The organism is Streptomyces sp. NPDC048566 (assembly GCF_043199735.1).
In the GTDB taxonomy this organism is placed as follows: Bacteria; Actinomycetota; Actinomycetes; order Streptomycetales; family Streptomycetaceae; genus Streptomyces.
On record NZ_JBICWL010000046.1, the window covers coordinates 1 to 20,889 of the forward strand.

Sequence of the window (20,889 nt, forward strand, 5' to 3'; positions counted from 1 at the left end):
CGCCGGCGCGGGCCCCGGGGCGGGGGGGCCCGGGGCCCCCCCCCCGCCCGGCCCCGCCCGGGGGGGGCCCCCCCCGGGCGGGCGGCCCCCCCACGGGCCGATCAGGGAGTGCTACGCACCGGGCGGGAGGTCCGTCGAGGAGGCGTGGCGGGCGCGTTGGAAGGCGCGCAGGCCGTCCTCGAACGCCAGCCGCTGGAGCGGGGTCATGCCGTCCAGGACGGCGGCGAGGAGCGCGGACCGCCGCTCGGCGGTCTCGGTGAGGATCTTCTTGCCCTGCGGTGTGAGCAGCAGCAGCAGGGCACGCCGGTTGCCGGGGTGCGGCACGCGTTGCAGCAGGCCGGCGGCCTCCAGGCGGTCGCAGAGCCGGCTGGCGGCGGGCAGCGCGATCCCCACCCGCTCGGCGAGGCCGGTGAGCGTCAGTTCGGGCCGGTGCCCCACCGCCCTGAGGGCTTTGAGCTGATGGGCGGAGAGGCGCGGCACGACGGACTGCCCGGCCGACACCCACAGCTCCACCAGCGCGTCGACGGCCTCGGCGGTCCGTCCGGCGACCGCCTCGGGGCGGGTGCCGGGCGCCGCCGGGCGGTTCGGGTCCCCGTCATCCGCCACGGGTCATCACGCGCTCCCCGGGTGCAGGAACGTGGCGTGTCCGGCGAGCGGACCGCGCGCCGTGACACCGGCGCGGCGCGGCGCGCCCCAGGGATGGGGGGCCCGGCCCCGGGGACGGTGAACGCGTACGCGGGCGACGGTCGCAGATGGTTCGCGGATGATGCTCGTTCCTCGGAATCGTCAGAATTGCACGACGGCGTGCACGGTCTTGCCGTCGGGGCGGGAGAGGACGGTCAGCTCGGAGGACAGCCGGCGCACCAGCGGCCAGCCGAAGCCGCCCTTTCCGGTCAGGTCGAGCCCCCGCTGACGGGGCGGTTCGGGGTCGTCGTCGGACACGGAGATCCCCACCCCGTGGCCGACGTCCCGCAGGTCGAGGCTGCAGTCCCGGCCGCGCGCGTGCCGCACCACGTTCGTCACGAGCTCCGAGACCACGAGGCTGACGGCCTCGACGGCCTCGCGCGGCACGTGGCGGGGCAGGCTGCCGAGGAACGCCCTGGCCATCCCCCTGGCGTGTACCGGCGCCTCCGAGCCCTTCTCCAGGCTCGCGCCGGACACGGAACAGACGTCGGAGGGCTGTTCTACGGTGGTCACCCTTCACCTCCCTTGCCGTTCGTCCCGTCCGCACGCCGGTGACACGGTCGGGGTGTCGGGGCCGGCGCGCCGGGCGGGCTGTCCCTCCTTCTGCCCGAACCTCACCAGGCCATGTCACGACTTCCGCACCTTCACAACGCGATCACAGCCGCGGTGGGGCGGCGGGCCGGGCGCGGGGGGAGCCCGCCCGGCCGCCGCGGCCGGGCGGGCCGAGGAGTGGGCGGGCGTTTCCGGGGCACCTGAGCATCCGCCGCGAACGCCCCCCGGCGTCTCGCGGCGGCGCTCCCGTGACGGGCCGAGGGGCCGGGCGACCCCGGAGGCCGGCACGGTCGAGCGGGAGGAGTGGTGACCCGGACGGGCCGGTCCCGGGAAGGGTCACCGCTCCCCCACACCTCCTCGCGCCGCCCGGGGCGAGGAGGCGGCACTACGGCACGGACAACAGGAGACGGTGGATGTCCCAGACCATCACGGCACGCGTCGAGGGGTACGGGCCGGCGGACCCGGCGGAGGCGGAGCGGCGCAAGCAGCGGCTCCGGAGACGACTGGAGCGGCTCCTCGGCATCGCCGCCACCGAGGGCAACGAAGTGATCCCGCTGCGCAACGGCGACCGGATCTTCGCCGCGATGCTGGAAGCGGTGCGCTCGGCCGAACACACCATCGACATGATGACCTTCGTCTACTGGCGGGGACAGATAGCGCGGGACTTCGCGGCGGCCCTCGCCGACCGGGCCCGGGCGGGACTGCGGGTGCGACTGCTGCTCGACGGCTTCGGGGCCAAGCGCATCGAGGAGGACCTGCTGGATTCCATGGTCTCCGCCGGGGTGCAGGTGGCGTGGTTCCGCAAGCCGCTGCTGCTGTCGCCGCTGAAGCAGAACCACCGCTGCCACCGGAAGGCGCTGGTCGTCGACGAGCACGTCGCCTTCACCGGCGGTGTGGGCATCGCCGAGGAGTGGTGCGGCGACGCCCGCGGCCCCTCCGAGTGGCGGGACACGCACGTGCAGGTGCGCGGCCCTGCCGTGGACGGCATCGCCGCGGCGTTCGCGCAGAACTGGGCGGAGTGCCACGACGAGCTGTTCGACGAGCGCGACCGGTTCACCGGGCAGGACCAGCCGGGCACCGCGACGGTCCAGGTGGTCCGCGGCTCGGCCAGCTTCGGCTGGCAGGACATGCAGACACTGATCCGCGTGGTGCTGGAGACCGCCGAGGAGCGGTTCCGGCTGTCCACCGCCTACTTCGCACCCGACGCCTACTTCGTGGACCTGCTCTGCGCGGCGGCGCGGCGCGGGGTGCGGGTGGAGATCCTGCTGCCGGGTCCGCACACCGACCAGCGCGCCTGCCAGCTCGCCGGACAGCACTACTACGACGAGTTGCTCGCCGCCGGGGTGGAGATCCGCCAGTACCAGCCGACCATGCTGCACACCAAGATCATGACGGTGGACGGGGTGGCGTCCCTCATCGGCTCCACGAACTTCAACCGCCGGTCCATGGAGCACGACGAGGAGGTCATGCTCGCGGTGCTGGACAAGTCGTTCACGGCGTCCCTGGACCGGGACTTCGACGAGGACCGGGAGCAGGCCGTGGCCATCGAGAAGGGCCGCTGGCGGCGCCGGTCGGCGCTTCAGCGCGCGAAGGAACTGGCGGTCGCCCCGCTGCGTCGCTTCCTGTGAGGGACGCGGACCACGGCCCGGGAGACCGACGGGGCCGCCCCCCGGACGCCGGGGGGCGGCCCCGTCGGTCTCCCGGTGCGGCGATCCCCGCGGGACGTGGCGGCCGGGCCGCTCAGGCGGGGCGGTCCCCCGTCTCGCACACCTTGCGGGCGATGTCGCGCAGCTTGATGTTGTGGTCCTGTGACGCCTTCTTCAGCACGCTGAAGGCGTTCTCCTCGCTGAGGCCGTGGCGCTCCATCAGGATGCCCATCGCCTCCCCGATCTCGTGACGGGTCTCCAGCGCGTGGGCGAGCTGCTGGTGGGTGCGGGAGGCGGAGAAGGCGACCGCGGCGTGCGAGGCGAGTATCCAGCCCGCCTGCTGGGCCGTCTCGTCGAACATGTTCGGCGTGCGGGAGTACACGTTGAGGGCGCCGAGCGCGTCGTCCTCGGTGAAGAGCAGGAAGCCCATCATGCTTCCCATCCCGAGCTTGCGGAGCTCGGGGGCGAAGTGCGACCACTTCGCGTGCGGCTTGCGCAGGTCCTGGATGGTGTAGAGCTGCTCCCGCTCGGCGACCGCGTCGAAGCAGGGTCCCTCCCGCAGGTCCTGCTGTATTCGGTCCGCCCGGCGCACGACGTCGCTGGTGGCGGCCAGTGCGCTCACCTCACCCCGGCGCACCGTGAGGATGCCGGCCTCGTCGCAGCCGTTGATCAGCACGCTCGCGTGGTCCACGATCCGGTCCAGCGTGGCCTTCACCGAGTCCTGGGCGAGAAGGTCGCGCGCCATGTCGGCCAGGGCGACCGCGAACTTCTCCCAGACCTCGCCGGACTCCTGCGTCATGGGCCACCCGCTCCGTTCGTCGACACGACACCGCCGTCCACCCTGGGATTCCATCTTGCCACCCACGAGGACGGCTCGCGCCGGTCGGGTGGGAGGCGAGGCCCCGGGGGGGCCGTCGTGCGCCGGGCCTCCCGCGGCGGCGCGGCGGTCGTTTCCCGGCATCCACGGGATCTTTGCACGACCGGACTGTTTCACAAGGGCGATCACCGGTGACCCGAGAGGAGACCACTTACCGATGACGGATCCGCTTCGATCACAGGAGGCCCTCGATGGACAACTGGCGTGAGTCCGCGGCGTGCCGCAGCGTCGACCCCGACCTGTTCTTCCCGATCGGCAACACCGGTCCCGCCCTGCTGCAGATCCAGGAGGCCAAGGCCGTGTGCCAGGGCTGCCCGGTCCGCGAGGCGTGCCTGGACTGGGCGCTGGAATCGGGCCAGGGCGTGGGTGTCTGGGGCGGCACGAGCGAGACGGAGCGACGCTCGCTGGCCCGCCGCCGTGCCCGCCGTCGCGCGCAGGACACCCCGGCCTAGCGACCGGCCGCCCGACGGCGCCGGGACCTCGGTCCCCGCGCCGGAGCCGGGCGGGCCGTCGGGGGCCGGATCGCGGCACAGCGCAGGACACTTCGCCGACGAGATCCGAACGAAGGGCATGATGGACATCGATCCGAGCCGGAACGAGAAGCCCTCCTACGAGGGGCTCGGGACGCTCACCAGTGCCTTCGGCGGGGAGCTGCGCAACGTGACCGACGCGCGGCTCGCCGCCGACGGGTACCTGCGCGCCCTGGCCCGGACGACTCCGCCCTCCGCGGAGGAGCACTGGGACGACATCCTGCTGGTGGTCACCGAACTGGCCGCCAACACCATCCAGTACGCCCCCGGTCCTTTCGAGCTGCTGATGCGGCCCACCTTCGACGGCGTGCACGTGACCCTGCGCGACGGGAGCACCACCCGGCCCGCTCCCCGCCGCTTCCGCCCCTCCGAGGGCGGGGGCGGCATCGGCTGGCATCTGGTGAACGCGCTGTGCGACCAGGTCAGCGTGATCGTGCGCCCCGACGGCAAGGACATCCACGCCTTTCTGCCCTGGTAGGCCCGCGCCCGCGGAACCGTCGGCGGGGCTTCAGGTGTCCTTCTCCCCGAACGGGGAACACGGGTGCGACGAGGGAGCCCGTACGCGATCGGAGCAGGGTGAGCAATTGAGCACGGAACACGAGCCGTCCGCACAGGAGCGTGCCGCCTGGGACCGGGTGTGCGCAGCCGCCACCGGGATGAACCACCATCGCGCCAAGGCCGCCCTGGAGGAGGCCCGGCGGACGGCCGAGGATGCGGCCGACGCGGGGGCACGCGCCGAACGGGACGAGTGGGAGCGGATCACCGGCGCCCTCGCCGACCACGCCGGGTCCTACGACCCGGAGGCGGACCCGTTCGTCCAGGGGCGGCTCACCGCCCGCTCCAACCGTGCGCAGGCCGCCGCGCGAGGCCGCTGAGGCCCGCGCCGCCCGCGTTGTCAGTGCGCCGCGCAAGAATGCCGAGCAGCGAGAACGTCATCGCCCCGGGCGCTGCGTGATCCGACCCGTCCGTCGAAAGGCCGCATGTCCATGACGCTCACCCCGCACCCCCGAACCGCGCCGCGAGGCCCGATCGGAGGATGGTGACCATGCTGCGGCCGCTCCCCCGGACCCACACCCCGCTCAGCGCCGGCGGGGCGGAGGTACTGCGCCTGATAACCCAGCGCCGGTTCGCCGTCCGCCTCACCGTGCACGCCAACGGCCGCCGGCGGTACGGCTACTGGATGCCCCTCGATCCCGCCACCGGCCGCGGCGGCTGCTATGTGGCGCTGCCCACCGGCGAGTGCGACGCGCTGCACGCGGCGGGCCGGATCGTCCTCGGGGAGCCGCTGGTGGACCCCGCCAAGACCACGTACCAGGTGCAGGCGGCGGCCCGTTCCTCCGTCACGGACACGAGCACCTCGCGCAGGACCTTCCCGTCCTCCCCGTTTTCTCACGCCCTGACGGCCTGAGCCGGCGTCCCCGGCCCGTCTCCGGGCCCAGCGTGGGCGCCTCCGGCGCGCCGTCGGTTCCTGCGGGGTCCGGGGCGATCCGCCCGCGGAGCCTCGCCGCCCCGTGCCGGTCGGCGCATACGAGGCGGCGAGTTCTCCTCCGTCGCCCACGACGACCGACGGCGGTCGCGGACGCGGGTGTGCCGGGTCAGGCAGCCACGCCGGCCGCGGCGAGCGGCACCACGGCGGTGATCCGCTTGCCTCCGCCGTGCAGCGGGGCGACGGCCACGTCACGGGCGAGCGTGCACACGATCATCCAGCCGTGCCCGCCCACCCGCAGGCGTCCCGTGTGGTCGTACCGTCCGGCGGGGACCGGGCGCCGGTCGCTGCGGTCGCTCACCGAGACCCGGACCTCCCTGTCGTCCGGCGTCACCTCGAACGCCGTGACACCACCGCCGTGCATCATCGCGTTGCTCACCAGCTCCGAGGCGACGAGCAGCACGTCCGCGACGGATTCCTCGGCCATCCACGAGGAATCCGGCGACTGTTCGGCAAGGGCCCGCCGGACCGCCTGCCGCGCCTCGGCCGGAGTGTCGGGCCCTGTGACGTGCTCGGGCCGCGCCACGGTTACCGTCTCGGTCGACGGCCTCTCATACTCCCCGTACATTTCTCGCTCCGCCTCTCCTCTCCGGAATTTCACAGGGCCCGCCGCGATAGAACACGACGGGCCCTGTGCAATCGGCCGGCCATCAATGCCGAAATGCGTCCCCGGCCTTTTCCCTGGCCCGCCGGGCATCGCCCTTCGTCTGCTCGATCCTGCCCTCGGCCACCAGGCGTTCACTGCCGACCACTCGCCCGAGGGTCTCCTTGGCCTTGCCCTTCGCCTGCTGGATTCCGGCTCGGGTCTTCTCGTTCTCGGCCATCGCGGTTCACGTCCTCAACTGTCGACAAGGTCGTTCACCACTACGGCTGACCGTGAATTGCCCGCCCAAACACACGGACCCCGCCCATGGCGGACTTTCACACGGCGGACGAATAACGCGCCCTCTTTCTTTCACCAATCAACCACCGGCGCGGGGCAGTTCTCGGCCGGGCCCCGCCGGCGGCCTGCCTCCCGAACCGCGCCACCCCGCCCGCGCCACGGGCACCTACTCTCCAGTAAAGTCGCGTCACCGGCCCCCGAGGAGGAACCGTGCCACGGTCCGAACGCTCGCCCTTGCTGCTCGCCGGCCTCCTGGCCGCCGCGGGCGCCGCCCACTTCGCCGTGCCACGGCCGTTCGACGCCACCGTCCCCCGGGTGCTCCCGGGATCGCCCCGCGCATGGACCCGGGCGAGCGGCGCCGTCGAACTCGCCCTGGCGGCCGGGGTGGCGCTCCCCCGCACGCGCCGGATCGCGGCGCTGGCCAGCGCCGCCTTCTTCGTCGGCGTGTTCCCGGCCAACGTCCAGATGGCCGTGGACTGGCGCGACCGCCCCGCGCCGCTCAGGGCCGCGGCCCTGGCCCGGCTCCCGCTCCAGGCGCCGCTGGTGCTGTGGGCCCGCGGCGTCGCCCGGTCCGGGGAGGGACGGTCATGACCGCACGGGTGAACACGGGCGACACCGTGGAGGACTTCACGCTGCCCGACGAGACGGGCACGGACCGGAGTCTGTCCGAACTGCTCGGCGAGGGGCCGGTGGTGTTGTTCTTCTACCCCGCCGCCCTCACCGGGGGATGCACCGCCGAGGCGTGCCACTTCCGGAATCTGGCCGCCGAGTTCACCGCCGCCGGCGCCCGGCCGGTGGGGATCAGCGGTGACGCGGTGGACCGGCAGAAGGAGTTCACCGACCGTCACACACTGGGCTTCCCGCTGCTCTCCGACGTGGACGGGACCGTCCGGGAACGGTTCGGGGTCAAGCGCGGCTTCTCGCTGGCACCGACCAAGCGGGTCACCTTCGTCATCGCCCAGGACCGCACCGTGCTGGAGGTGGTCCGCAGCGAACTGCGGATGAGCGCGCACGCCGACCGGGCTCTGGCCGCGCTGCGCGGCCACACCGGCTGACTCCTCGTCCCGCCCCGCCGGCGGGCCGTCGGCCGCGCCCGCCCGCTCCGCCCGAAGCGGCGAAGGCCGGGGCGGTGAGGCACGGCAGCGGCGCGGCGGGCCTGACGGCACGAGGTGTGAACGGACCCCGCCCCTATGCGGATGGGAGGCGGGGCCCGTTCACCGTGTCCCATTCTCGGCACTGGAGGCGCCCCACCACCAGGGAGTGCGCCCGGCCGGCCGGTCGACGCGGCACACACCCCGTGTGCGGGCCGCGCATCCCGTGTGGACCGGCGCGCCGCGCGGCACCCTGTCCGGCCGTCGGCACACCGGCCATGCTGGACCCGACACCCACCGGACGACCGACGGAGCCACCATGACGGATCAGGTCGCACCTCTCGACGTGCGCCCGGCGGCCGGGCACATCGGCGCCGAGATCAGCGGGGTCGACCTGGCACGGGAGGTGCCGGACGAGGTGGTCGCCGCGATCCGCGCCGCCCTGCTGCGCTGGAAGGTGGTGTTCTTCCGCGGCCAGCAATGGGACCACGCCGCGCACCTCGCCTTCGCCCGGCGCTTCGGCGAGCCGGTGCGCCCCGCCTCCCGCGGCAGTGCGTCGCCGCGGGACGTCCCCGAGATCGAAACGACCGCGGACCGCCTCGAACTGGGCGGCCGGTACGGCATGGAGCACGAGGAGTGGCTGCGCCGGCGCCGCCACACCCTGCTGCGCGGCTGGCACTGCGACCACGGCGCCCGGGTCGATCCGCCGGCCGCGACGATCCTGCGGGCCGAGACCGTTCCGCCCTACGGCGGCGACACGACCTGGTCGAACCTGGCCGCCGCCTACGCTGGCCTGTCCGCTCCCGTCCGGGCGTTCGTGGACGGGCTGCGCGCCGAGCACCGGCTCGGCGTCGGCTACCAGCCGCGGCCCGGCGACGACGCCTACGTCCGTCATCTGCTCGACCGTCAGACGGCCACCGACCACCCCCTGGTGCGGGTGCACCCCGAGACCGGCGAGCGGGTGCTGTTCGTGAACGGCTACTACGTCGAGCAGATCCTCGGCGTCTCCCGCCCGGAGAGCAGGGCCCTGCTGGACATGCTGCTGGAGCAGGCCGTCCGCCCCGAGTACACCGTGCGCTTCCGCTGGGAGCCGGGGAGTGTGGCCTTCTGGGACAACCGGGCAACCGTCCATCTGGCGCCGGCCGACACCGACCGCGTCGACCACCCCCGGGTCATGCACCGGGTGATGCTGGCCGGCGACGTGCCGGTGGGGGTCGACGGGCGCCCCTCGGTGCCGCTCGCCGGCTGCGCGCCCGGACAATGGTGAGCCGGGGCGCGCAGCCTGCCGGTCAGAAGATGCCCTGCCCGGGGACCAGGACACCCCGCGGGTCGTAGGTGTGGCGGGCCGAGGCCAGCCGCCGCCACGCGGGGCCGAAGTGCTCCTGCCAGTCCGCCCGGGTGAAGGGCACGGAACCGACCGGGTAGTGGGTGCCGCCGGCCGCGCGGACCGTCTCGTAGGCCGCCCGGTTCGCGGCGAGGAGCCGGTCCACCGTCGCCGTGTCGTCGGGAGGAGTCGTGCGCAGCACGGCCAGCAGATAGGGAACCGGGTCGTCGGGGGTGCGCAGCAACGGGGCGTGCAGGTTCTCGCGCAGCACCGGGTACAGCAGGACGACGCCGGGGCCGAGGTCGGCCGGGGTGAGGTCCTCCAGCAGCGACGCGGCGAGGCCGGCGGCCGAACGCCCGGGCAGCCAGAGGTTCAGCCAGGGGTGGGCGTACGCCCACAGTCCGGCGGCCTTGAGCGCGGCGACGCTCGCCGCGAGGCGGTCCAGGAAGGCGTAGTAGGGCAGGTCGCTCGCCTGCACTCCGGCCGGGTCGTGGCGGAGCCCGCGCAGGAGCACCGCGTCGTCGGGGGCGGGGCCGACCGGCGGGCCGTAGGCGACCGCTTCGATGAGGTAGCCGTCGAAGACGCCGTCGGGGTTCGCGGTCACCTGCCCCTCGACGTAGTCGAAGCGGCCCTCCTGGACCAGCCGCCGCTGGTCGTCGAGGAACGTGCCCAGGTCGGTGTACGGCAGCAGGTAGTGGCGGACGGCCTGGGGCGCCGGGACCAGGCGCAGCGTGGCCGCGACGATGATCGCGCACTGGCCGAGTCCGCCGAGCACCGCGTGGAAGAGGTCCGGGTGCTCGGTCGGCGAGCAGCGGACCAGTTCGCCGGCGCCGGTGACGACCTGGAGTTCGCGCACGTTGTCGACCTGGGCGCCCTGCCGGTGGGTCTGCCCGCCGACACCCCCGACCGACAGGGTCCCGCCCACGGAGAGTTCGAGGTAGTCGGTGAAGGTGGGCGGGGTCAGCCCGTGGGCCAGCGTGGCCTGGACGACCTGGCTCCACGTGGCGCCCGCGCCGACCGTCACGGTCCGGGCGCCGCGCCGCACCGGGCCGATGTCCGCGAGGGGGCCGGTCTCGACGACCAGGCCGCCGTCGACCTGGGCCTGTCCCTGGGTGGCGTGCCCCTGGCCGCGGGGCGCGACGGACAGCCCGTGCCGGTTGCAGAAGCGCACCATGGCGACGATGTCGCGGACCGATCCGGGCCGGAGCACCGCGAGCGGTCGCCGGTGGACGATGTGGCCGAAGTCGTCGGCGGCACGCGTCAGGGCGGCGTCGTCCCGGTGCACGCTGCCGTCGAGCCGGGGCAGCCCGGCGAGCGGCCGGCCGGCCCCCTCGCCGGTGGCCGCCCAGCTCCGGGTGAAGGGATCGAACCCGATGACCGCGGCACCGGCGGCGGCGAGTCCCTGCACTGCGGTACGTCGCGAGGGGGTCGGGGGCATGCTCTCCTCCTGGGGGCGGCCACATTGAACGATCAACTTGCGCAGAGTGTAAGGGGACTTGGGAGTCCGAGGGGCTGCTTGGGCGATCGCCGGTCCGCGAGGTGTGCGGCAGGCGGGCGGGCTCCGGCGTCCGCGCGCGGACGGCACGCGGCGCGGCGGCGAGCGGGCCGGCCACCGCCCCGGAGGGTGGCGGCCGGTCCGCCGGGGGGCCGCACGGTCCACCGGGCGGGGCCGGGCTCCTCGGGTGCGGGCGGCCCGCCGGCGATCGTGGCCGACGGGCGCCGCGGCAGCGGGGCCGGCCGCGACCGGGAGGCGTACCCGAAGCCGGGGCAGGGGTCAGCCGGTGGCGGACGCCTGCGGGGCGGTGTCCTTGCCCGCGCCGGAGGGCCCCTGGAGTTCCAGCGGTCCGCCCGGCTGCTCCTCGCCGCGCGGGCCCTCATCGCTCCGGCCGCCCTGGCCGCTCAGGTTCTGCCGGACCGAGTCGAGGATCGTGAGCCCCTGCGCGACGAGGCCGGCCGCGATCTCGCCGAGCCCGTCGGCACCGTTGAGGACGTTGACGTTCGCTCCGGCGAGACCACCCGCGGCCTCCTTGACGATGAGCGGAAGCTGGTCGATCAGCATCCGGTCGAGCGCGACCCGGTCGTGCGAGGCCGCCGCCTCGGCCTGGATCTTCATGCGCTCGGCGTCGGCGGCGGCGAGCACCTTGATCCGCTCGGCCTCCGCCTCGGCCGGCCGGACGATCTCGGCGACCAGCTGCTGCTCGCGCAACCGGGCCGCGCGCTCGGCCAGTTCGGTCTGCGCCGCGAGGACCTCCTGCTGGGCGTGGGCCTGGGCGAGCGGGCCGGCCTGGGCGGCCTGCGCCTGCGCCCGGTCCACCTCCGCGGAGTACTCCGCCTTCACGATCGCGGTCTGCCGCGCGTACTCGGCCTGGTTGCGCGCCGCGACCTGCTCGGCCTCCACCGACGCCTGGGTGGCCTGCGCCTGGGCGATCTGCGCCTGGCGCTGGATGGCCGCCTTGTGCGGCGCGGACATCGCGTCGATGTAGCCGGTGTCGCCGTCGTCGATCGACTGGATCTGCAGCGAGTCGACGATCAGGCCGATCTTCGCCATCTCCAGCTTCGAGGTGTCCAGGACCTCGGCCGCGAGCTTCTGCCGCTCGGTGACGATCTCCTCGACCGTCATCGAACCGATGATGGCCCGCAGGTGGCCGGCGAAGATGCGGCCCGTGAGCACCGACATCTGGTCCTGGTCGGACAGGAAGCGCTGCCCGGCGTTGACGATGCTCTCGGTGTCGTTGCCGACCTTGAAGGCGATCACGGCCCGGACGTGCAGCGAGATGCCCTGCTTGGTCACACAGGTCTCGGTGACCTCCGACTCGCACATCGACAGCGTCAGGAAGCGGGTCTTGCGGAAGATCGGCAGCACGAACTTGCCGTGCCCCGTCACCACGCGGAACGGCGCGCCGCCCAGTCCCCGCCGGCCGCCCGAGATCAGCATCGCCTCGTCGGGGGCCGGAACGCGGTAACCGAACATACTTCTCCTCCTCAGCCTGCGCCGACGGCGGCGCCGTCGAGCGCGTCCAGCGGATCGGTCCACCGGATGACGTCGACCGCACGGCATCCACGGGAAGCGATCACCAGCACGGTCGCCCCTGACGGCAGGGGCTCCCGAGACCAGGCGAGGAAGGTCTCGGATCCGCCTCTCACGCGCACCAGGATCTCGCCGGGGCCGGCGGATCCGCGGGTGCCGATGAGCAGTTCCCCCGTACAGCCGATCACGGCCTCGTCCTGCACCACGGCCGGCCACCCCCCATCACTCTGTGTCCGTCCCGACCTTAGACCTACCCCTCAGGGGCGTGTACGCCCCCTGCGCCCGGAAGGAGTGTCCCGGCGGGGGCACCCGGCGGATCACCGCGCGGCCGGTCCAACTCCCCCCGATGAGCGGGGCCTTGCCGTCGGTCGGGGCGCGCCGTCCCGGCGTCGCGACGGTCGCGCGCCGGGGACCGGTTCGCCGGTCGCGGCCGGCGCCCTCGCCGTCGGCCCCGACGGCTTCCGGGCAGGAGCTGCGCAGCGGCTGTCCGGCGCGGAGCGGTGACGTGCCGGAGGACGTTGGCCGCACCGTCGGGCCGGCCACCGGGACCGGCCTGGAGGACGCGCGCACCGGGTGTCCTCCTCGGCCGGGGACGAGGGGAGCTGCGCCGGTCTCACTGAACCGCCCCGCCGGCGCCGCGGCCGGCCGCGTCCGCGCGCGTCTCCGGCGGGATCGCCTCGCGCGGGCCGAGGAGGGGAACGCCGGGGGAACGTGCACCGCGCGGTCCGCCGTCTCACGGTCGTGCGGCCTGCCGGAACGCCAGGAGCCGGCGGGGTGCACCCCGCCGGCTCCTGGCGTGCGCCGGGCAGGAGCAGCCCTGCCCGGCGGACCGCGATCGTCAGTCGTTCGCGCAGTAGTTGCCGAACGCCGGGTTCAGCAGTCCCACGATGTCGACCGTGTTGCCGCAGACGTTGAGTCCGAGGTCCACGGGGATCTGGACGACATTGCCGGACAGGACGCCGGGGCTGTTGGCCGCGACGCCGACCGCGTCCGGACCGGGGTCGGCCGCGGCGGTCCCGGCGGTGAACAGCAGAGCGGCGCCGGTGAGTCCGGCGGCTGCCATCAGGCGGATACGCATTCCAAGCTCCTTCGATCGCGGGGTTGCGAGCCCCTCCACCATCACCTCCGGGGGCGCGGGACGACATCGCAGTTCCGCCGAACGGGGGCCGCCGCCCGCACGGCCGCCCACGAGGCCCGCGGCACGCGGGGCGCGTCGCGCGGGGCGTACGGAATGCCCGTAGCGTGAGAGGCAGACCAGGCGGAACAGGGAGAGACCATGTCAACCAGCCAGCCCGACGCGTCCGTGCCCCCCGAGGACCGGGCGACCCCCGACACGCTGCTGCACACCGGGACCGAGGGCCCGGTGACGGCCGAGGACCTGGTGCTCGCCGCCGGCCGCGACGTCACGCCGGACAATCTCGCCTGGGCGGAGCGCAAGCTCCGGGACGAGGGTCCGGCGGCGCTCGACAAGCTGCTGCCCTGAGGGCCGTGCGTCCGGCTCCACCGCGAGGGGAGCCGGACGCACGGCCGTGCGCGGGCCGCCGGTTCAGGAGTCGGGGCACTCCTTCCAGGCCAGGTGGTAGACGGTGCTGATGTCACCGTCGGTGGAGTCCATGGTCATGAAGCTGGTGCTGCCGGGCGACGAGGTGCCCGCGCTGACGCGGAGCTCGGTGTTGATGTTGAAGTTGCGCTGGACACCGCAGGGGGCCCAGACCAGTTGGGCCCAGTCGGTGACGTCCGTGGCCTGCCAGTTGTCGTCGTAGGGGCCGCGGAAGGGGTGGGTGATCGCGGCCGTGCTCGGTGATCCCTGGAAGTAGTAGGAAGCCTTCTCGGTGCTGGAGGCGCCGGGCTGGAGCGAGGCGAAACCGCGGTAGTCCGCGCTGGCGATGGCGTAGGTGAAGCCCTGCGGTACGTGGACGATCAGGTTGAGCTGGCAGTTCCGCCGGAAGGCGGTGGGGTCGGCGTTGCCTCCCACCTGGGCGAGGTAGTCGCTGTAGGTCACGGTGAACGCGGTGTTGTCGGGCGAGACGGCGACGGCCGCCGTCCCCAGGGGGCAGCCCGAGCCGTTCACCGTGGCGACCTTGATGACGATCCGGTCCGGTGGCGGGTCCTCGATCCCGGAGGACGGGCCGGACGCCGGGAGCGCCGTGGCGAACAGGGCGGCGATCGCGCCGCCCAGGATCAGTCCACCAGCCATGGGATTCCAATCCGTTGCGTCGGTGTTCCGGCGGCGGGCGCCGCCGCCGGGGAAAGGGGGGTGCGGCCCCCGCGGGGGGCCGTCGCGGACCGTTGCGCATGGATCACACCCCATCGTTAGCATGTACATGCCATGCAGCACGACGGGTTCGACTCCCGGTTGTGAAGGAGCGGTGAAGTCCGGGAGCGACGGAATCGTACGTACCGGCCGCCGGGGCGGACAGGACCATCTCCGGCCATTCGGCGCACGGCGTTCACACCCGCCGCCCACCGGCCGAAAGACGACGGGTCCGCGCGAATCGCCCGCCCCCGCCTCGCGCCGCGTACGCCCCTGCGACACTGAGCACATGGATCCACGACACCTGAGGCTGGGCCGCCGCCGGATATGGATGAGCAGTGCCCTCTTCTTCCTGGTGCTCGGGCCGATCGGCTGGTTCCTCGGGGGCTGGGTCCCCTTCACCCTGCTGGCCGTCGCGCTCGCCGCGGCCACGGCGGTCTCGCACTGGCGGGCGCCCCGCTGGCTGGCACCGGCCGTGGCCGAAGGGCAGTCGCAGAGCCGCCGGGACGTGGCCACCTTCTGCGTGGTGATAGCGGTGAGCGGCTACGCCCAGCCGCCGGCGCGTCCCGCGCCCCCGGCCGCCGATCTGGCCGCGCTGCGGCTGGAGGCCTACCGGGCCGCCGCGGACGACGACCTCTCCGAGGACCTGCGGCTGCTGGCGGCCGACGCGCTGTCCGCCGCGGACCGCGCTCACGACGAGGACGGCCCCGCGGGCTGGCGCACGGCGCGTGCGAGCGCCGAGCGGCTGGCGCACGCCGCCCAGGAGGGCAATCCGTACGTCCGGCGGCTGCTCATCCAGTGGGTCGAGGGCAACCCGGCCGGCGAGCGCTGACCTCCGCGCCGCCCGGACCGCTCCGGCGCCGTCAGGGGCGCTCGAAGAACTGGATCACCCCGCCGGCGGCGAAGCACGACGCGCCCGCGAGCGTCCCCCAGTTGGCGACGTCGACGTTCACCAAACCGCCCGTCGCGGGGCGCGTGTAGGCGGCCAGCGCGGAGACCAGGAAGAGCACGGATCCGAGCTGGTTGACCACGACGATCCACCATCCGACGTCCTGGGCGACGACGCGCGGACGGCCGTGGCACACCTCCACGAGCGCGAGGTGCCCGGAGATCAGGAACAGCACGCAGCCGACCATGTCGGGAGCCCACACCAGCCGGTTCGCCTGCTGGGCCGACAGGCCCTGCAACAGGGAGTCCAGCAGGTTGATCCCGAAGACCAGGGTGCCGGCGAACAGCACGAAGGTGCTCAGCCAGTCGATCCGGCCGGGCTCGTAGCTCCACCATCGCCAGCGGCGTCCGGACAGCGAGCCCGACCCGCTGTCCTGGCGCGGGGCGTTGACCGCCTGGAGCAGGGACGCGTAGCCGCCGGTGTTGAAGAAGAGGCCGCCGACGAAGTAGATCCAGGCGCCCGTCGTGCCGCGCGGCCCGTACTGGGCGACGGCGGCGCCGACCGCGAAGAGGAGCCCGCCGACCGTGAACGCCCCGGCGGCCACGGCGTTCAGCCGGCGCAGCCGGCCGAGGGAGACCCGGTCCGCCCGGCGGGGCGTGACCGCTTCCTCCCCCGGTTCGCGGACGCCGAGCAGCCCGCGTTTGCGGGCCCGGCGCGACTCCCAGACCGCCGTGCGGCCGTCCATCAGGCGCCAGGTCAGCCGGGTGGTGAACGGCCCCAGCCCCTCGGAGCGGGCTTCGCTTCGGCTCATCCGCCGACCCTACGGGCTGCCCGCTCGTTCCCGGTGGATCAGCGCGCGGCACCCACGGCGGGCCGCGTCGAGTCGGGGTGCCGGGTCCGGACGTGCCGGGCTTCACCGCGGCAGCCCGGGCCGGGCCCTCAGGACTCCGCTTCGCGCCGGAGGAAGTTGCTCACCTGGCAGGCCAGGCTGTCCCTGGCGGACTCGGGGCGCGGCTCCCCTTCGATGATCTCGTCGCCGGTGACGCCGCCGGCCCAGAGGTAGCGTTCCGCCCACTCGTCGTCGACCTTGAGCGCCACCTGGACGTCGACGCGGTGCAGCGCGCTGTCGGGGCAGGCCGCGAACAGGACCGCCGTGGCCCGGCGCAGCGGATAGACGTCGAAGCCCTCGATGAACCGGGAGTTCCGCCAGTCCAGGAAGGCGCTCTCGCCGTCGGTTCCGACGCGCACGTCGATCTGGCCGTCTTCGAGGTGGATGCCGAACCGCTCGGTGGTGCGGTTCTCGACGGTCACCCGGAAACGGAAGTAGGTGAGGTCGTCCGCGGCCTCGTCCCGCCCTCGCGGGGGCTCCGCCTTCTCCACTCCGTGGACGCGGACACGCAGGCCGGCATGCTCGTCGTACTCCTGCCAGTCCCCGACCACGTTCGGCTCGCGCACGGTCCACCTCTCCACTCCGGAGAGTTGTTCCTATCTGTGCCCTCAACGAGGTGTCAAATGCGCCGAACACCCCGTGGCCAGGTATTTCCCTTTCCTTGATCGGCGATCAAGCCGTGCCCAGCCATAACCGCCCAGCGTCACCCGCACGGGCTAATCGCCCGCGTGCTGCACATCACGTCCCCCGCAGGCCACGTGCCGCATCCGCGGGTGATCCGGCCTCCGGGCGGCCGGAGCGCGGGGCGGCGCTCCTTCAGGCGGCCGGCGCGATGTTCTGGTTGAGGTGGAAGAGGTTCCCCGGGTCGAGGTCGGCCTTCACCCGGGCCAGGCGGTCGTAGTTTCCGCGGTAGGCGGCCCGTACCCGCTCCTCGCCCTCGTTCATCATCATGTTCACGTACGCGCCGCCCGCCGAGTACGGGTGCAGGGCGTCCGCGTACGCGACGCTCCAGCCTTCGACGAGCCCGGCGTTGGCCGGGTCGGAGTCCACCCCCGCGAACACCGCGGCCCAGCGGCTGTCGCGGTAGCTCCAGGCGGTCTCCTCGGCGGCGTGATCGTGGACGGCACCGTCGATGGGGTAGAGGTGCATGGTGGACTTCCAGGTGGGCAGCCGCGCACCGTGCTTCGCGTGCAGGGCGACGGCCTCGTCGGGGAGTTCGTCGACGAAGTCGGCGCGCCAGTACCACTGGTCACCGGGCGGGTAGACCTCGTCGAACGCGGACTGCAGCACGGGGTGCGGCATCGGCGCGGGGCCGTGCAGCAGGGGTGCGGGCAGAGCGTCGAGGAGGGGGGCCATGGCGCGCGCGGCGGCGTCGGTGTCGTCTCCCGGATGGCACCACATGACGCCGCAGACCTTCCGCAGGTGCATCTCCGGCGGGAACGGCGGCCCCGGCGGGACCGAGCCGAACAGGAAGAACGCCCCGAGGTCGCGCGGGGCGCCGGGGAGGAAGTCGCGGTAGGCCGCGAGGACCTCGGCGCCGAGTTCCACGGGCCAGAAGGTGGGTCCGGCGACCACCGTGTCCAGGTCGTGCAGCCGGAACAGGAACGAGGTGACGACGCCGAAGTTGCCGCCGCCGCCCCGGATCGCCCAGAAGAGGTCGGGGTTCTCGTCGGCGTTCGCCCGGACCCGCTCACCGCTCGCGAGGACGACCTCCGCCTCCAGGAGGTTGTCGATGGCCAGCCCGAAGGCGCGGGTGAGGTGGCCGAGACCGCCGCCGAGGGTGATACCGCCGACGCCGGTCGTGGAGATGATGCCGCTCGGCGTGGCCAGCCCGTGTTCGTGGGTGGCCCGGTCGACGTCGCCGAGGACGCAGCCGCCGCCCACGCGCGCGGTCCGCGCGACGGGGTCGACCTCGACGTCCTTCATCGGGGAGAGGTCGAGCACCACCCCGTCGTCGCAGGTGCCGAGCCCCGCGCCGTGGTGGCCGCCGGAGCGGACCGCGAGCGGCAGACCCTGCTCGCGGGCGAGGCCGATCACCGCGGCCACGTCGTGCGGTCCGGTGCAGCGGGCCACGAGGGCGGGGTGCCGGTCGATCATCCCGTTGTAGACGGCACGGGCCTCGTCGTAGCCGGGGTCGTCGGGGCCGATCAACTGCCCCTCGAAGCCGGGGAGTTCCTTGCGCGCCGCTTGGGCGGGGGTCGTGGACATGATGCTTCATCCGTCCGGGGACCGCTCGGGGGTTTCCGGTGCCGGCCTCCGGGCCCTTCGTCGGTCCCCGCCGATAGGTCCGATGCGCCCGTTCCAGCCCGATTCAGCACCAGCCTACCCCTGACCCCGGGTGCGTGACGGGCGGGAGACGCGGAGCCGCGCCCGGGGATCGACCGGGATTCCGGTGCCGGTCCTGCGCTCGGCGTCGTCCGCCAGGCCCCGGGGGTCGGCGGTGCCGATCGGCGCCGTCCCGCGCTCGCCCGACGCCGCGTCGGGCGGGCGGAAGTCCACCGGCGGCTGTGACGGTTCAGCGCCAGCGGGAAGAGACCGTCGACCACCCGCTCGCCGCGCGGGCCGGCCCCGGCGATCGCGTGGCCGTCGAGGGCGGCGAGTTCGAGCAGGACGGCGGCGGCGGTGCCGACGGCCGTCCCGAAGAGGACGGCGAGGGCGAATCCGGAGCCGCCGGAGCCGGCTCCCGGCCAACCCGCGGGCCGTGCACCCGGCAGGCGTACCGCGTACCGGGCGCGACGTCCGGTGGCAGCCGCGTCGGACGGAACCGTCCACCTCGGCGAGCGGGCCCGTCCGGACGTCGCCGAGCGCGTCGACCAGGACGAGGTCGACGCGCTCGGCGACGTCGGGGAACAGGTGAAGTCGGTTCCCTCGCCGTCTTCGGTCGCCCCAAGCTGCCGGGGGCGTCCGTTCCGGGTGGGCACGTGATCGCCGCGGGGCGGCCGGGACCGGCCGCCCCGGTGGGATCACCCGCGGGCGGGGAGCACCTCCCCGTCGCCGCGGACGGTGGCCGGCACGGGGTCCGGCAGCGCGAAGGACCGGGGCGTGCGCCGCGCTTCGCGCAGGCCGGGCGCCGGCACCGGCGGCTGAAGCGGGGACCGTTCGGCCGCTCGGGCCCGCCACGAGAACCAGATGGTCTTCCCGCCGACGCCGGTGGCACAGCAACCCCAGCGGTCGCTCAGCGCGGCGATCCGGGCGAGACACCCCTGGGGCGCCCGGTGCGGGCGGATGTCGCGGGTGTTGTCCGAGACGGCGGCGATCAGGCGCCGGCCGTTCCACCACATCTCGATGGTGGTGTTCTTGTCCGAGGCGTGCTGCTCGATCGTCCGGAGCAGCGATTCGGCGCAGTGGCAGACGGACTCGACGAGATGCTCCAGGTTCCAGTACCGCAGGTGCGCGGCCACGATGCGGTTGACCTGTCCGACCTTCTCGGGGCTGAGTTCCACGTCGAGGTGGTAGTAGCAGGGAACTGCGGCTTTCATCGTCGTTCGCTCCTCACCGGCGAAGCTCCCGCTCCTTCCCGGCCCCTGCGGGACCGGGCCCCGAACACGAAGCGTGAGCGGCTATCGCTCCTGAGTCACTCCCCAGAGTGGGAGTGCTACTCCATCCGTGCAACTCGGGGGCGGCGGGGGCCGGCCACCGGCACGCACACATGGTTGAAGACCCAACAAGACGCTCGGTGTCCCGCCAGGCACCATGAGTGAGGGTGTCGGTGCGTGACGGACCGGCTCCCCTTCGCGTACGGCCCTCACCCGCCGCCCAGGCGAGCCGTGCGCGGTCGCAGAGATCGGGAAGGTGACCAGCGTGATGCTGCTGCCTGCCAAATCCGAGGTCGCCCGGCATCTTGAGCGCTACCGCGCCTGGGAGCGCCTGCACCTGGCGACCCCCGCCGACCACGTGGTCCGGGGCAACTTCGAGAACACCGGCTACACCCTGTGCGTCCTGATGGGGAAGCGCTGCGCGCGCGAGGCGGCGAACGCCGCCGAGGTCTACCTCAGGGACGCACCGGCACGGATCTGAACGGCGGTCGGACGGACCGCACACGACAGGGGCCCCGGCGGCGAGCCCGGCGGACCGGTCCCGGAACCGCGGAGGCGAGACGCATGGACGCGCACACGGACACCGGCCGTATCCCCGTCGTGGACGTACGACCGCTGGTCGACTGCGGCAGGCGGCCTGCCAAGGCCGTCGTCGGCGAGACGTTCGAGGTCACCGCCACCCTCTTCGGCGAGGGCCACGACGTGGTCGGCGCCGATGTCGTGCTGTGCGATCCGGAGGGCCGGCCCGGTCCGTGGACACCGATGCGCGAACTGGCTCCCGGCACCGACCGCTGGGGCGCCGATGTCACTCCGACGGCGGCGGGCCGGTGGACCTACCGGGTGGAGGCGTGGAGCGATCCGGTGACCGCGTGGCGCCGCACCGCGGAGGTCAAGATCCCCGCCGGCCTCGACGTCGGTGTGGTGCTGGAGGAGGGCGCCGCGCTGTACGGGCGGGCCGCGGAGGGCGTGCCGCGGGGCTCCCGCCGCGACACGGTGTCCGCGGCGGCCGGCGCGCTGCGCGACGACAGCCTCCCGGCGGCCGACCGGCTGGCGGCGGCGCTCGGCCCGGAGGTGTCGGCGGTGCTGGCCCGCCATCCGCTGCGCGAACGGCTCTCCCGGTCGCAGCCGCTGCCGCTGCTGGTGGAGCGGGAGCGGGCGCTGTACGGCTCCTGGTACGAGTTCTTCCCGCGCTCGGAGTCCGGGCAGCTCGACCCGCCCGT

At 73.9% G+C, this 20,889-nt stretch carries 26 protein-coding genes and 1 pseudogene; 13 read left to right on the forward strand and 14 right to left on the reverse strand.

Features of this window, described 5'->3' with window-relative positions; genetic code table 11:
* Window positions 1-111: 111 nt before the first annotated feature.
* Window positions 112-606 (reverse strand): MarR family winged helix-turn-helix transcriptional regulator, encoded by a 495-nt coding sequence (locus ACGFS9_RS32460; protein ID WP_393258518.1) that lies wholly within the window; start codon window positions 604-606, stop codon window positions 112-114.
* A 180-nt stretch (window positions 607-786) separates the two neighbouring features.
* A complete protein-coding gene (locus ACGFS9_RS32465) occupies window positions 787-1,197 on the reverse strand; it encodes an ATP-binding protein (protein ID WP_393258520.1) in 411 nt (136 codons plus the stop codon).
* Window positions 1,198-1,649: 452 nt separating this feature from the next.
* Between ACGFS9_RS32465 and ACGFS9_RS32470 the strand changes: the two genes are divergently transcribed.
* Window positions 1,650-2,864 carry a phosphatidylserine/phosphatidylglycerophosphate/cardiolipin synthase family protein gene (locus ACGFS9_RS32470; protein ID WP_393258521.1) on the forward strand — a complete coding sequence of 405 codons (1,215 nt, stop codon included), beginning with the start codon at window positions 1,650-1,652 and terminating at the stop codon, window positions 2,862-2,864.
* Between the two features lie 112 nt (window positions 2,865-2,976).
* On the opposite strand, the gene ACGFS9_RS32475 is transcribed toward ACGFS9_RS32470, so the two are convergent.
* A complete protein-coding gene (locus ACGFS9_RS32475; protein ID WP_393258523.1) occupies window positions 2,977-3,681 on the reverse strand; it encodes a GAF and ANTAR domain-containing protein in 705 nt (234 codons plus the stop codon).
* Between the two features lie 269 nt (window positions 3,682-3,950).
* Here ACGFS9_RS32475 and ACGFS9_RS32480 point away from each other — a divergent pair, with 269 nt between their 5' ends.
* From ACGFS9_RS32480 to ACGFS9_RS32495, 4 genes are all read left to right on the forward strand, one after another.
* Window positions 3,951-4,211: a WhiB family transcriptional regulator gene (locus tag ACGFS9_RS32480; RefSeq protein WP_393258525.1), complete on the forward strand. Its 261-nt coding sequence runs from the start codon at window positions 3,951-3,953 to the stop codon at window positions 4,209-4,211.
* Between the two features lie 121 nt (window positions 4,212-4,332).
* Entirely contained in the window at window positions 4,333-4,767 is a 435-nt protein-coding gene (locus ACGFS9_RS32485) for an ATP-binding protein (RefSeq protein WP_393258574.1), read from the forward strand.
* Between the two features lie 106 nt (window positions 4,768-4,873).
* On the forward strand, window positions 4,874-5,164 hold the full coding sequence (locus ACGFS9_RS32490) for a hypothetical protein (RefSeq protein WP_393258527.1): 291 nt from the start codon (window positions 4,874-4,876) through the stop codon (window positions 5,162-5,164).
* Between the two features lie 170 nt (window positions 5,165-5,334).
* A complete protein-coding gene (locus ACGFS9_RS32495; RefSeq protein WP_393258530.1) occupies window positions 5,335-5,697 on the forward strand; it encodes a hypothetical protein in 363 nt (120 codons plus the stop codon).
* 187 nt (window positions 5,698-5,884) lie between these two features.
* On the opposite strand, the gene ACGFS9_RS32500 is transcribed toward ACGFS9_RS32495, so the two are convergent.
* Both ACGFS9_RS32500 and ACGFS9_RS32505 read right to left on the reverse strand, forming a co-directional pair.
* On the reverse strand, window positions 5,885-6,472 hold the full coding sequence (locus ACGFS9_RS32500) for an ATP-binding protein (protein WP_393258532.1): 588 nt from the start codon (window positions 6,470-6,472) through the stop codon (window positions 5,885-5,887).
* The gene (locus tag ACGFS9_RS32505) at window positions 6,426-6,599 is read right to left on the reverse strand and encodes a CsbD family protein (protein WP_393258535.1); all 174 of its coding nucleotides are present in this window, start codon (window positions 6,597-6,599) and stop codon (window positions 6,426-6,428) included. Before ACGFS9_RS32505 ends, ACGFS9_RS32500 begins: the two co-directional genes overlap by 47 nt.
* Window positions 6,600-6,868: 269 nt before the next feature.
* On the opposite strand from ACGFS9_RS32505, the gene ACGFS9_RS32510 reads away from it, so the two are divergent.
* The 3 genes from ACGFS9_RS32510 (at window position 6,869) to ACGFS9_RS32520 (ending at window position 9,016) form a co-directional block, all read left to right on the forward strand.
* Complete coding sequence (locus tag ACGFS9_RS32510; RefSeq protein WP_393258537.1) at window positions 6,869-7,249, forward strand: DoxX family protein; 381 nt, start codon at window positions 6,869-6,871, stop codon at window positions 7,247-7,249.
* A complete protein-coding gene (locus tag ACGFS9_RS32515) occupies window positions 7,246-7,713 on the forward strand; it encodes a peroxiredoxin (RefSeq protein ID WP_393258540.1) in 468 nt (155 codons plus the stop codon). The genes ACGFS9_RS32510 and ACGFS9_RS32515 overlap by 4 nt, the downstream gene beginning before the upstream one ends.
* A 355-nt stretch (window positions 7,714-8,068) precedes the next feature.
* Entirely contained in the window at window positions 8,069-9,016 is a 948-nt protein-coding gene (locus ACGFS9_RS32520; RefSeq protein WP_393258541.1) for a TauD/TfdA dioxygenase family protein, read from the forward strand.
* A 22-nt stretch (window positions 9,017-9,038) separates the two neighbouring features.
* Here the strand turns inward: ACGFS9_RS32520 and ACGFS9_RS32525 are convergent, their stop codons facing one another.
* The 4 genes from ACGFS9_RS32525 to ACGFS9_RS32540 form a co-directional block, all read right to left on the reverse strand.
* Window positions 9,039-10,511: an FAD-binding protein gene (locus ACGFS9_RS32525; RefSeq protein WP_393258544.1), complete on the reverse strand. Its 1,473-nt coding sequence runs from the start codon at window positions 10,509-10,511 to the stop codon at window positions 9,039-9,041.
* A 336-nt stretch (window positions 10,512-10,847) separates the two neighbouring features.
* Window positions 10,848-12,044: an SPFH domain-containing protein gene (locus ACGFS9_RS32530; RefSeq protein ID WP_393258546.1), complete on the reverse strand. Its 1,197-nt coding sequence runs from the start codon at window positions 12,042-12,044 to the stop codon at window positions 10,848-10,850.
* Window positions 12,045-12,055: 11 nt separating this feature from the next.
* Complete coding sequence (locus ACGFS9_RS32535; protein WP_393258548.1) at window positions 12,056-12,307, reverse strand: hypothetical protein; 252 nt, start codon at window positions 12,305-12,307, stop codon at window positions 12,056-12,058.
* A gap of 632 nt (window positions 12,308-12,939) precedes the next feature.
* Window positions 12,940-13,179 (reverse strand): chaplin, encoded by a 240-nt coding sequence (locus ACGFS9_RS32540; protein ID WP_393258551.1) that lies wholly within the window; start codon window positions 13,177-13,179, stop codon window positions 12,940-12,942.
* Window positions 13,180-13,377: 198 nt separating this feature from the next.
* Here ACGFS9_RS32540 and ACGFS9_RS32545 point away from each other — a divergent pair, with 198 nt between their 5' ends.
* Window positions 13,378-13,584: a hypothetical protein gene (locus ACGFS9_RS32545; protein WP_393258552.1), complete on the forward strand. Its 207-nt coding sequence runs from the start codon at window positions 13,378-13,380 to the stop codon at window positions 13,582-13,584.
* A gap of 63 nt (window positions 13,585-13,647) precedes the next feature.
* On the opposite strand, the gene ACGFS9_RS32550 is transcribed toward ACGFS9_RS32545, so the two are convergent.
* Window positions 13,648-14,298, reverse strand: a complete 651-nt coding sequence (locus tag ACGFS9_RS32550) for a DUF4360 domain-containing protein (protein WP_393258555.1) — start codon at window positions 14,296-14,298, stop codon at window positions 13,648-13,650.
* Between the two features lie 346 nt (window positions 14,299-14,644).
* Here ACGFS9_RS32550 and ACGFS9_RS32555 point away from each other — a divergent pair, with 346 nt between their 5' ends.
* Entirely contained in the window at window positions 14,645-15,187 is a 543-nt protein-coding gene (locus ACGFS9_RS32555; RefSeq protein ID WP_393258557.1) for a hypothetical protein, read from the forward strand.
* Window positions 15,188-15,218: 31 nt separating this feature from the next.
* Here ACGFS9_RS32555 and ACGFS9_RS32560 read toward each other — a convergent pair whose 3' ends face one another.
* From ACGFS9_RS32560 to ACGFS9_RS32570, 3 genes are all read right to left on the reverse strand, one after another.
* On the reverse strand, window positions 15,219-16,055 hold the full coding sequence (locus ACGFS9_RS32560; RefSeq protein WP_393258560.1) for a hypothetical protein: 837 nt from the start codon (window positions 16,053-16,055) through the stop codon (window positions 15,219-15,221).
* A 128-nt stretch (window positions 16,056-16,183) separates the two neighbouring features.
* Window positions 16,184-16,699 (reverse strand): hypothetical protein, encoded by a 516-nt coding sequence (locus ACGFS9_RS32565; RefSeq protein WP_393258562.1) that lies wholly within the window; start codon window positions 16,697-16,699, stop codon window positions 16,184-16,186.
* Between the two features lie 250 nt (window positions 16,700-16,949).
* A complete protein-coding gene (locus ACGFS9_RS32570; RefSeq protein ID WP_393258564.1) occupies window positions 16,950-18,341 on the reverse strand; it encodes an FAD-binding oxidoreductase in 1,392 nt (463 codons plus the stop codon).
* Window positions 18,342-18,875: 534 nt separating this feature from the next.
* Here ACGFS9_RS32570 and ACGFS9_RS32575 point away from each other — a divergent pair.
* Window positions 18,876-19,058 (forward strand): hypothetical protein, encoded by a 183-nt coding sequence (locus ACGFS9_RS32575; RefSeq protein ID WP_393258566.1) that lies wholly within the window; start codon window positions 18,876-18,878, stop codon window positions 19,056-19,058.
* Window positions 19,059-19,096: 38 nt separating this feature from the next.
* Here the strand turns inward: ACGFS9_RS32575 and ACGFS9_RS32580 are convergent, their stop codons facing one another.
* The gene (locus ACGFS9_RS32580) at window positions 19,097-19,612 is read right to left on the reverse strand and encodes a pep a2 (protein WP_393258569.1); all 516 of its coding nucleotides are present in this window, start codon (window positions 19,610-19,612) and stop codon (window positions 19,097-19,099) included.
* Window positions 19,613-19,937: 325 nt separating this feature from the next.
* Between ACGFS9_RS32580 and ACGFS9_RS32585 the strand changes: the two are divergent.
* Window positions 19,938-20,135, forward strand: a pseudogene (locus ACGFS9_RS32585) (DUF5133 domain-containing protein); the annotation flags it as partial.
* Window positions 20,136-20,233: 98 nt separating this feature from the next.
* Window positions 20,234-20,889 (forward strand): maltotransferase domain-containing protein (locus ACGFS9_RS32590; RefSeq protein ID WP_393258572.1); only part of this gene is annotated, 656 nt, incomplete at its 3' end.

Bases quoted from the DNA above. Each gene is read 5' to 3' on its own strand.
- ACGFS9_RS32530 (WP_393258546.1), bottom strand. From the start codon at position 12,044: ATGTTCGGTTACCGCGTTCCGGCCCCCGACGAGGCGATGCTGATCTCG.
- ACGFS9_RS32550 (WP_393258555.1), bottom strand. From the start codon at position 14,298: ATGGCTGGTGGACTGATCCTGGGCGGCGCGATCGCCGCCCTGTTCGCC.
- ACGFS9_RS32520 (WP_393258541.1), top strand. From the start codon at position 8,069: ATGACGGATCAGGTCGCACCTCTCGACGTGCGCCCGGCGGCCGGGCAC.
- ACGFS9_RS32525 (WP_393258544.1), bottom strand. From the start codon at position 10,511: ATGCCCCCGACCCCCTCGCGACGTACCGCAGTGCAGGGACTCGCCGCC.
- ACGFS9_RS32485 (WP_393258574.1), top strand. From the start codon at position 4,333: ATGGACATCGATCCGAGCCGGAACGAGAAGCCCTCCTACGAGGGGCTC.
- ACGFS9_RS32580 (WP_393258569.1), bottom strand. From the start codon at position 19,612: ATGAAAGCCGCAGTTCCCTGCTACTACCACCTCGACGTGGAACTCAGC.
- ACGFS9_RS32480 (WP_393258525.1), top strand. From the start codon at position 3,951: ATGGACAACTGGCGTGAGTCCGCGGCGTGCCGCAGCGTCGACCCCGAC.
- ACGFS9_RS32545 (WP_393258552.1), top strand. From the start codon at position 13,378: ATGTCAACCAGCCAGCCCGACGCGTCCGTGCCCCCCGAGGACCGGGCG.
- ACGFS9_RS32570 (WP_393258564.1), bottom strand. From the start codon at position 18,341: ATGTCCACGACCCCCGCCCAAGCGGCGCGCAAGGAACTCCCCGGCTTC.
- ACGFS9_RS32495 (WP_393258530.1), top strand. From the start codon at position 5,335: ATGCTGCGGCCGCTCCCCCGGACCCACACCCCGCTCAGCGCCGGCGGG.
- ACGFS9_RS32560 (WP_393258560.1), bottom strand. From the start codon at position 16,055: ATGAGCCGAAGCGAAGCCCGCTCCGAGGGGCTGGGGCCGTTCACCACC.
- ACGFS9_RS32505 (WP_393258535.1), bottom strand. From the start codon at position 6,599: ATGGCCGAGAACGAGAAGACCCGAGCCGGAATCCAGCAGGCGAAGGGC.
- ACGFS9_RS32470 (WP_393258521.1), top strand. From the start codon at position 1,650: ATGTCCCAGACCATCACGGCACGCGTCGAGGGGTACGGGCCGGCGGAC.
- ACGFS9_RS32540 (WP_393258551.1), bottom strand. From the start codon at position 13,179: ATGCGTATCCGCCTGATGGCAGCCGCCGGACTCACCGGCGCCGCTCTG.
- ACGFS9_RS32555 (WP_393258557.1), top strand. From the start codon at position 14,645: ATGGATCCACGACACCTGAGGCTGGGCCGCCGCCGGATATGGATGAGC.
- ACGFS9_RS32500 (WP_393258532.1), bottom strand. From the start codon at position 6,472: ATGCCCGGCGGGCCAGGGAAAAGGCCGGGGACGCATTTCGGCATTGAT.
- ACGFS9_RS32475 (WP_393258523.1), bottom strand. From the start codon at position 3,681: ATGACGCAGGAGTCCGGCGAGGTCTGGGAGAAGTTCGCGGTCGCCCTG.
- ACGFS9_RS32515 (WP_393258540.1), top strand. From the start codon at position 7,246: ATGACCGCACGGGTGAACACGGGCGACACCGTGGAGGACTTCACGCTG.